Raw genomic sequence first — 7,250 nt, forward strand, 5'->3', positions numbered from 1 at the left:
GAGCGTGGGAACGATCGGGTTTCAGATTTCGGGCAGCGTCGCGCCACCATCCACCACCAGCGTCTGCCCGGTGATATAGCCCGCCAGGTCAGAGGCCAGAAACACCATCGCCCCGGCAATATCCGCCGCCGCGCCCAGGCGCCCCAGCGGCACACGGCGGGCGATGCTGTCATTCACGGCCGCATCGCCCAGGTTGCCCATCGCCGGCGTGGCGATCATGCCGGGCTCCACGCCGTTGACCCGCACATTCAACGGCGCCAGCTCCAGCGCTGCATTGCGGATAAACCCATTCACCCCAGCTTTGGACGCCGCATAGTGGCTCAGCCCCGGATAACCGACCCGATTGCCGGTGACCGAAGACGTCACCAGCACGCAACCCCGGCCTTGTTCGCGAAACATCGGCAACGCCGCCTGGGTCAGCCAGAACAGCGCCGACAGGTTCACCGCCAGGGTGCGCTCCAGAATCGCTGGGGTGATGTCGGCAAAGGCGGTCAGCGGAAAGTACCCGGCGTTGTGCACCAGCACATCCAGTTGCGCCAAGCCTTGGACGCAAGCAAACACCGCTTCGGTATCCGCCAGGTCAACGCCAACGGCTTCCACTTGATAGCCTTGCGCGCACAACCCTGCAGTCACGGCTTCAGCCTGTTCAAGCAGACGGTCGGCAATCACCACTCGCGCACCGCGTTGGGCAAAGGCCTGGACGATACCCAGGCCAATGCCCTGGGCGCCGCCGGTGACCAGCACGACCTGGCCGCTGAAATCCAGGTCATGGGGCATGGGCAGGCTCCAGGCGCGTGAACGCCAGCGTCGGCACGTCGACGATGCTGGACCCACCGTCCGCCACCAACGTGGCGCCGGTAATGATCGAGGCGTCGTCGCTGGCCAGGAAGCGGCACACCTTGGCGATCTCGTCGGCACGGGCGGCGCGCCGCAGCGGTACATCGGCACACACGCGCGCATAGGCCTGCTGCAAGGTCTCGCCGTACGCCTCCATCAACGGCTGCATCTCCGCGTCGGCCATCGGTGTGTGCACCCAGCCTGGGCACACCGCGTTCACCCGCACGCCATGGGGCCCATAGTCACGGGCCAGCGAGCGGTTGAGCCCGAGCAGCGCATGCTTGGCGGTGGTGTAGCCACACACCTCGGGGCCTGCTGCCAATGAGGCGATGGAGCCAATCAGCACCATGTTCCCGGCGCTTTCCTGCAGCAGCGGCAGGCAGGCGCGAGCGCTGTAGAACGCACTGTCGAGATTGCTGCGCAGCGCGCCTTCCCAGGTGGCCGGGCTGGTCTGGGTCGCGCTGCCCAGGCCGTGGCCACCGGCACAGGCCAGCAGCACATCGAGGCGCCCGAAGTGGGTGCGGATTTGTTGGATGAAACCGTCCCAGGTGTCCGGGCAGGCGGCATCGCCCACCAGGATCAGCCCGCCGGTGTCCTGCGCCACCTGTTCCAGCGGCTCACGACGCCGACCGATCAGCACCAGATGCGCGCCTTCCTGTGCGTACAAGCGTGCGCAGGCGGCGCCGATGCCGGTGCCGGCTCCGGTGATCACCACCGTGCGCGGCTCAGTCACGGGGGTACTCCGTGTGGTTGAGCACCTGGCAATAGGAACTGATCGGGAAGTTCGACAGCGCGTCGAAGGACGCCCCGGCATAGCCGAAGATCTTGCCGTCGCTGCGGTGCTGTTGCAGGTCGATCAATACCAGGCCGAGGGTCGGCACGATCTTCTCCTGCCAGACGAACAGGTACAGCTGTTCGGCGATCTTGTAGTAATGGCAGCGGTCGGTGTCGCACAGGCCTTTCTCCACGCCCTCAAGGCATTGCCAGGCGTAGAACCGCGGGTTGAGGTAGATGTGTTCGTAGACCTCGCTGGGGCTGTAGCGATAGTGGTTGCGCAGGCCGACCAATTCGTCGGTGGGGGCGTGCAGGCAGTGGCCATCCTGCCAGGGCCGGTCGAGGCTGCCGTGGAGGAAGTCAACCTGTACCGAGGTCAGCGGTTTGCCGGCCAGGGCGCGGTGGTACAGGCCTTCGTGGGTCTCTGCCGGTTCTGGCATACGGCCAATCACGGCGGTAAAGGAGGCATTTGGCGTGTCCAGCACCAGGCTGATCGACCAGCTTTGCCCGGCCTCATGCTTGATAAAGTCCACCAGGTACAGGCCCGGACGAATCGAGCTGGCGCGGTAGGCAGCGCTGCCGCTGGAGTGGCCATCGGCGGCGTGCCAGGCCAGGCGCTCCTGTTCGAAGCGGTGTTCGATCTGCCAGCCATTGGCAAAGTGCAGAGTGAAGGTCTGGCCGGCCAGGTCGGCCAGATTCGGCAGAATGAACGCCTCGGGTGCAAACCCCTCAGCCAGGGCGCCTACGGTGATCCAGTCAGATGAATTCGACATGGCAACCCTCCCTTACACGACGGCGAAGTAGTGTTTGACGAAACTCTCGCTGACCACTTCCCACAGCACGGGCGTGCCCTTGGTCACGAACCAGCTGTCACCGGCCTTGTAGCGGGTGGATTGGCCGGTGGACTCGTCGGTCAGCACCACTTCGCCGGTGACTATCGTGGCCTGTTCGGCGAACGGGTAGACCATGCGGAACTTGCCCTGGGTGGTGCCGAAGTACGCACTGCTGACCGCATCGGTGGGCGCGCCGAAAGTCATCTTGCCGAAGGCGCGTACTTCGCCTTCGAGGATTTGCGAGCCGAGGTCGGCCACGGTGCCCCAGGCGTCGAGTTCCGACAGCTGGACGTTGTGTTTGAGGGTGGTAAGTGTCATGGCAGATGCTCCGATAAGTACGAGATTTTTGTAGGAGCGAGCTTGCTCGCGAAGAACGTCTGGGCACCGCGATTTACCTGAAGGCCCGCGTTATCGTTGACGTTCTTCGCGGGCAAGCCCGCTCCTACAGGGGTTAGCGGCGACCGTTCCAGTAGCCGGATAATTGGTGCCAGGATTTGCCCGCCGTCAGCAGCAGGGGGCGAATCGCGTCCTTGCCGATGATGGTGGGGCGATGAATCGAGCTGACCAGGTCATAACGCGCCGAGCCTTCGCTCATGCCTTCGGCCAGCACCTTGCAGATGATGTGGCTGGGGGTGACGCCAAAGCCGGAATAGCCCTGCACGAAAAACGCATTGCTGCGCCCCGGCAAAGTGCCCACCTGCGGGAACAGGTTCGGGCTGCACGCCATCGGGCCGCCCCAGGCCAGGTCGATTTTCACGTCCTTGAGGTAGGGAAAAATCTTCAGCATCAGGTGGCGGTTCCAGGCTTTCAGATCGCCGGGAATGTGCTCCACCAAAGGCGTGGCGGCGCCGAACAGCAGGCGGTTTTCGTTGGTCACGCGGTAGTAGTCGATCACCGGGCGGATATCGCTGTAGGCCCCACGGATCGGGCTGATGCGCTGGATCAACTCCTCGGACAACGGCTCGGTCATCATCTGGAACGCGTAGGTGTTGATGGTCGAGCGGTGCAGTTCCGGCTCCAGCTTGTTGAGGAAGCTGTCACAGGCCCACAGCAACTTGCTGGCGCGTACCGAACCGCGACCGGTGCGCACGGTGATGCGCTCGCCGTAGCTGACTTCCAGGGCCGGGCTGTTCTCGAAGATCTTCACACCATGGCTGACCAGCGCGGTGGCTTCGCCCAGCAGCAGGTTCAGTGAATGCACATGCCCGCCACCCATGTGCAGCAGGGCGCTGGTGTAGGCGGTGGAGCCGATGATCTGCTGCACGTCAGAGCCGCCGAGAAAGCGGATTTCGTGCTGGCTGTTGATCGACTTGAAGTCTTTCTCCCAGGCGCGCAGGGTTTTTTCCTGGCGGGCGTTGAAGCCCATGTAGCCGTAGCCGTGGCAAAAGTCTGCGTCGATGTTGTACTTGGCGATGCGGTTCTTGATGATGTCGGCGCCCAGGTCGCTGATCTCGAACACTTGGCGCAGGCCGTCTTCGCCCACGTCCTTCTTGATCTTCTCCAGGTCATGGCCGATGCCTGCCATGATCTGCCCACCGTTGCGGCCCGTGCCGCCAAAGCCCAGGTAGCGCGCTTCGAGCACGACAATGTTGGTGATGCCTTTTTCCGCCAGCTCAAGGGCCGTGTTAATTCCGGAAAAGCCGCCGCCGATGACCACGACGTCCGCGTCGATATCCTGTTCCAGGGTGGGGAAGCTGAGGTTGTATTTCTTGGTGGCGGTGTAGTACGTGGGGGTTTCGATGTTGATCATGGCGCAGCCTGAAAAAGTGAAGGAAGGCGCTAAAGCGGATGCCTCCATTAGGGCCCCTGACGGGCTGGAAGTCTTGATCCTGCGTGCCCGGGTTTTTGATTCAGCGCGCCACGGGCGCGGGCACACCACAAGTTATAGCGCGCTCGCCGGCCGGGAATGTTAGAGTTTCGTTAAACTATTAACTAAATACTTCGTGACCCTGAGCCCTATGTCCACACCTCGACAATCCCTGACCCTGGCCTTGCTGCAAGCGCGCGAGGCCGCGATGAGTTTTTTCCGTCCTTCCCTGAATGAACACGGCCTGACCGAACAGCAATGGCGCATCATCCGCATCCTTGAACAGCACGGTGAGTTGGAGATCTATCAACTGGCTGAACTGGCCTGCATCCTCAAGCCGAGCATGACCGGCGTGCTGGTGCGCATGGAAGCGGCCGGCATGGTGCACCGGCGCAAGGCCGAACAGGACCAGCGCCGGGTGCTGATTACCCTGGCGGACAAGGGCAAGGCGAGTTTCGAGTCCATGAGCCAGTGCATGGAGGCCAACTATCAGCGTTTGCAGGATCAGTTGGGCGCAGAGAAATTCCAGACCTTGTTGGGGTTGCTGGATGACTTGAAGAACATCAAGCGCTGACTCAATTGCTGAACCACCACCGATCAACTGTGGGAGCTGGCTTGCCTGCGATAGCGCCGGGTCAGCTGGCTTATTTGTCGTTGATGCACCGCTATCGCAGGCAAGCCAGCTCCCACATTGAGTCTCAGTAGACGCCACCGGTATTGGCAGCCACAGGTATGTCTTTGAACTTCCCGGCCAGGCTTTGCAGCCCCCGCATCAACACCGTGGTGTCCACCCCCACCGCCACGAACGTCGCCCCCAACTCGATATAGCGTCGTGCGAGATTTTCATCTGCACTGAGAATCCCTGCGGCCTTACCCGCCTTGACGATACGCACGATGGCGTCCTCAATCGCAGCTTGTACCTCGGGATGCCCCGGATTGCCACGGTGGCCCATGGACGCGCTCAAGTCTGCCGGGCCGATAAACACACCGTCCACGCCTTCGACGGCGGCGATGGCGTCCAGATTGGCCAGGCCCTCGGCATTCTCAATCTGCACCAGCAGGCACATCTGCGCATCGGCCTGGTCGAGGTAATCGGTGATGCTGTTCCAGCGCGAGGCGCGGGCCAGGGCGCTGCCGACCCCGCGAATACCCTGGGGCGGGTAGCGCAGGGCGCGCACCAGTTCTTGGGCCTGGGCAGCGTTTTCGACCATGGGCACCAGCAGCGTCTGCGCGCCGATATCCAGCAATTGCTTGATCAGGGCCGTGTCGCCGATCACCGGGCGAATCAACGCCTGGCTGGGGTAGGGCGCAATGGCCTGTAACTGCGCGAGCATGTCCCCCAGTTGGTTGGGCGCATGTTCGCCGTCGATCAACAGCCAGTCGAAACCGGCGTTGGCGGCCAGCTCCGCGCAGTAGGCGTTGGCAAGGCCGAGCCACAGGCCAATCTGTACCTCGCGGTTGTGCAGGCGTTGCTTGAAGCGGTTGACAGGCATGTCCATGACAGTCCTCCTGGGTTCAGACGAAGCGGCAGGCAATCGAGCCGAGCAGGTCGTAGTCGACGTGGAAGGTATCGCCAGGGCGGGCTGCCACGGGGCGGGTAAACGAGCCGCCGAGAATCACCTGGCCGGGCAGCAGGGTGACGTCATAGGGCGCCAGCTTGTTAGCCAGCCACGCCACGCCCTTGGCCGGGTGGTTGAGCACCGCCGCCGACACCCCGGACTCTTCGATCACGCCATTGCGATACAACACCGCCGGCACCTTGCGCAGGTCGATCTCGGTGGGGCGCACGGCGCGGCCGCCGAGCACCACACCGGCGTTGGCGGCGTTGTCGGAGATGGTGTCGAACACCTTGCGGGTGGCGTTGGTGTGGGGGTCGACTTGCTGGATGCGGGCGTCGATGATTTCCAGCGCCGGGACCACCCATTCGGTGGCGTCGAGCACATCGAACACCGTGCAGTTGGGCCCTTTGAGCGGTTTGCCGAGGATGAAGGCCAGTTCCACTTCCACCCGTGGCACGATGAAACGCTCGAAGGGGATGTCGCTGCCTTCGTCGAAAAACATGTCGTCGAGCAGGGCGCCGTAATCGGGTTCGGTGATATTCGACGACACCTGCATGGCCCGTGAGGTCAGGCCGATCTTGTGGCCCTTGAGCGTGCGCCCGGCCTTGATCTTTTGCGCGACCCATTCACGCTGAATGGCGTAGGCGTCCTCGATCGTCATGCCGGGGTAGTCGAGGGAAAACTGGCGCACCTGTTCGCGGCTGCGTTCGGCGCGGTCAAGGTTTGCGGCGGCCGCGAGGATTTGCTGGGAGTCGAGCATGGCAACGGTCTCTAGTGTGGGTTGACGATGGCGGCCTGGGTGCGCAGCACCAGCAAGCCACCGAGGGCGATAAACAGGGCGAGTACGTACAGGGCCAGGCTGGCGCTCTGGGTGGCGTCGCGCATCCAGCCGATCAGGTACGGCGCGAGGAACGCCGCGATACTGCCGAACGAGCTGATCATGGCGATGCCCGCCGCCTGGGTGGTGTGGGAAAGAAACGCCGGTGGCAGTTGCCAGAACATCGGCAGCGCGGCGCTTGCGCCCATCCCGGCAACCACCAGCCCGCTCATCACCAGCAACGCATTGCCGGGCGCCAGGCCCGCCACGGCGATACCGAGCGCCGCCATCAGCAGGGGCACACACAGGTGCCAGCGGCGCTCGCGGTGGCGGTCGGACGAGCGCCCGCAGCCGAGCATGAAGAAGCAGCCGGCCAGGTACGGCACGGCGCTGAGCAAGCCGACCTGGCTGTCACGGCCGATGCCGGCGCCGTGGATCAGGGTGGGCATCCAGAACGCCAGGGTGTTGACCGCCAGCATCACCGCAAAGTACACAGCCACCAGCAGCCACACCTGCGGGTCTCGCAGGATGCCGCCGAACGAGGTGATGGTCTTGCGCTGTTCCTCGTTGCTCAATTGGGTGCGCAGTTGCTGTTTTTGCTCGGCAGTCAGCCAGTGCACCGA

The 7,250-nt window shown here is 63.5% G+C and carries 9 protein-coding genes; 1 reads left to right on the forward strand and 8 read right to left on the reverse strand.

From position 1 onward, the window contains the following. Window positions 1-21: 21 nt before the first annotated feature. From GIW04_RS25715 to GIW04_RS25735, 5 genes are all read right to left on the reverse strand, one after another. On the reverse strand, window positions 22-777 hold the full coding sequence (locus tag GIW04_RS25715; protein WP_236270162.1) for an SDR family oxidoreductase: 756 nt from the start codon (window positions 775-777) through the stop codon (window positions 22-24). Continuing rightward, window positions 767-1,570, reverse strand: coding sequence for an SDR family NAD(P)-dependent oxidoreductase (locus tag GIW04_RS25720; protein WP_003192406.1), 804 nt, complete (start codon window positions 1,568-1,570; stop codon window positions 767-769). Before GIW04_RS25720 ends, GIW04_RS25715 begins: the two co-directional genes overlap by 11 nt. Continuing rightward, window positions 1,563-2,384 carry a molybdenum cofactor biosynthesis F family protein gene (locus GIW04_RS25725; RefSeq protein WP_003192405.1) on the reverse strand — a complete coding sequence of 274 codons (822 nt, stop codon included), beginning with the start codon at window positions 2,382-2,384 and terminating at the stop codon, window positions 1,563-1,565. The genes GIW04_RS25720 and GIW04_RS25725 overlap by 8 nt, the downstream gene beginning before the upstream one ends. Window positions 2,385-2,396: 12 nt before the next feature. Then, window positions 2,397-2,762 carry a cupin domain-containing protein gene (locus GIW04_RS25730; protein ID WP_034134255.1) on the reverse strand — a complete coding sequence of 122 codons (366 nt, stop codon included), beginning with the start codon at window positions 2,760-2,762 and terminating at the stop codon, window positions 2,397-2,399. Between the two features lie 133 nt (window positions 2,763-2,895). Then, window positions 2,896-4,194, reverse strand: coding sequence for an NAD(P)/FAD-dependent oxidoreductase (locus tag GIW04_RS25735; protein ID WP_120248884.1), 1,299 nt, complete (start codon window positions 4,192-4,194; stop codon window positions 2,896-2,898). A 208-nt stretch (window positions 4,195-4,402) separates the two neighbouring features. Here GIW04_RS25735 and hpaR point away from each other — a divergent pair, with 208 nt between their 5' ends. Beyond that, a complete protein-coding gene (gene hpaR, locus GIW04_RS25740; RefSeq protein WP_044269224.1) occupies window positions 4,403-4,825 on the forward strand; it encodes a homoprotocatechuate degradation operon regulator HpaR in 423 nt (140 codons plus the stop codon). Between the two features lie 124 nt (window positions 4,826-4,949). Here hpaR and hpaI read toward each other — a convergent pair whose 3' ends face one another. From hpaI to GIW04_RS25755, 3 genes are all read right to left on the reverse strand, one after another. Continuing rightward, complete coding sequence (gene hpaI, locus GIW04_RS25745; protein ID WP_120248883.1) at window positions 4,950-5,750, reverse strand: 4-hydroxy-2-oxoheptanedioate aldolase; 801 nt, start codon at window positions 5,748-5,750, stop codon at window positions 4,950-4,952. Window positions 5,751-5,766: 16 nt separating this feature from the next. Then, window positions 5,767-6,570: a 2-oxo-hept-4-ene-1,7-dioate hydratase gene (hpaH, locus tag GIW04_RS25750; RefSeq protein WP_120248882.1), complete on the reverse strand. Its 804-nt coding sequence runs from the start codon at window positions 6,568-6,570 to the stop codon at window positions 5,767-5,769. An 11-nt stretch (window positions 6,571-6,581) separates the two neighbouring features. Further along, on the reverse strand, window positions 6,582-7,250 hold a 669-nt coding region (locus tag GIW04_RS25755), incomplete at its 5' end, for an MFS transporter (protein WP_236479320.1).

The sequence above is a fragment of the Pseudomonas sp. PA-4-8C genome, assembly GCF_021606625.1.
GTDB classification, from domain to species: Bacteria; Pseudomonadota; Gammaproteobacteria; order Pseudomonadales; family Pseudomonadaceae; genus Aquipseudomonas; species Aquipseudomonas lactis.

Coding starts and splice junctions, on each gene's coding strand:
- GIW04_RS25725 (WP_003192405.1), bottom strand. CDS start 2,384: ATGTCGAATTCATCTGACTGGATCACCGTAGGCGCCCTGGCTGAGGGG.
- hpaI (WP_120248883.1), bottom strand. CDS start 5,750: ATGGACATGCCTGTCAACCGCTTCAAGCAACGCCTGCACAACCGCGAG.
- hpaR (WP_044269224.1), top strand. CDS start 4,403: ATGTCCACACCTCGACAATCCCTGACCCTGGCCTTGCTGCAAGCGCGC.
- GIW04_RS25715 (WP_236270162.1), bottom strand. CDS start 777: ATGCCCCATGACCTGGATTTCAGCGGCCAGGTCGTGCTGGTCACCGGC.
- GIW04_RS25735 (WP_120248884.1), bottom strand. CDS start 4,194: ATGATCAACATCGAAACCCCCACGTACTACACCGCCACCAAGAAATAC.
- GIW04_RS25730 (WP_034134255.1), bottom strand. CDS start 2,762: ATGACACTTACCACCCTCAAACACAACGTCCAGCTGTCGGAACTCGAC.
- hpaH (WP_120248882.1), bottom strand. CDS start 6,570: ATGCTCGACTCCCAGCAAATCCTCGCGGCCGCCGCAAACCTTGACCGC.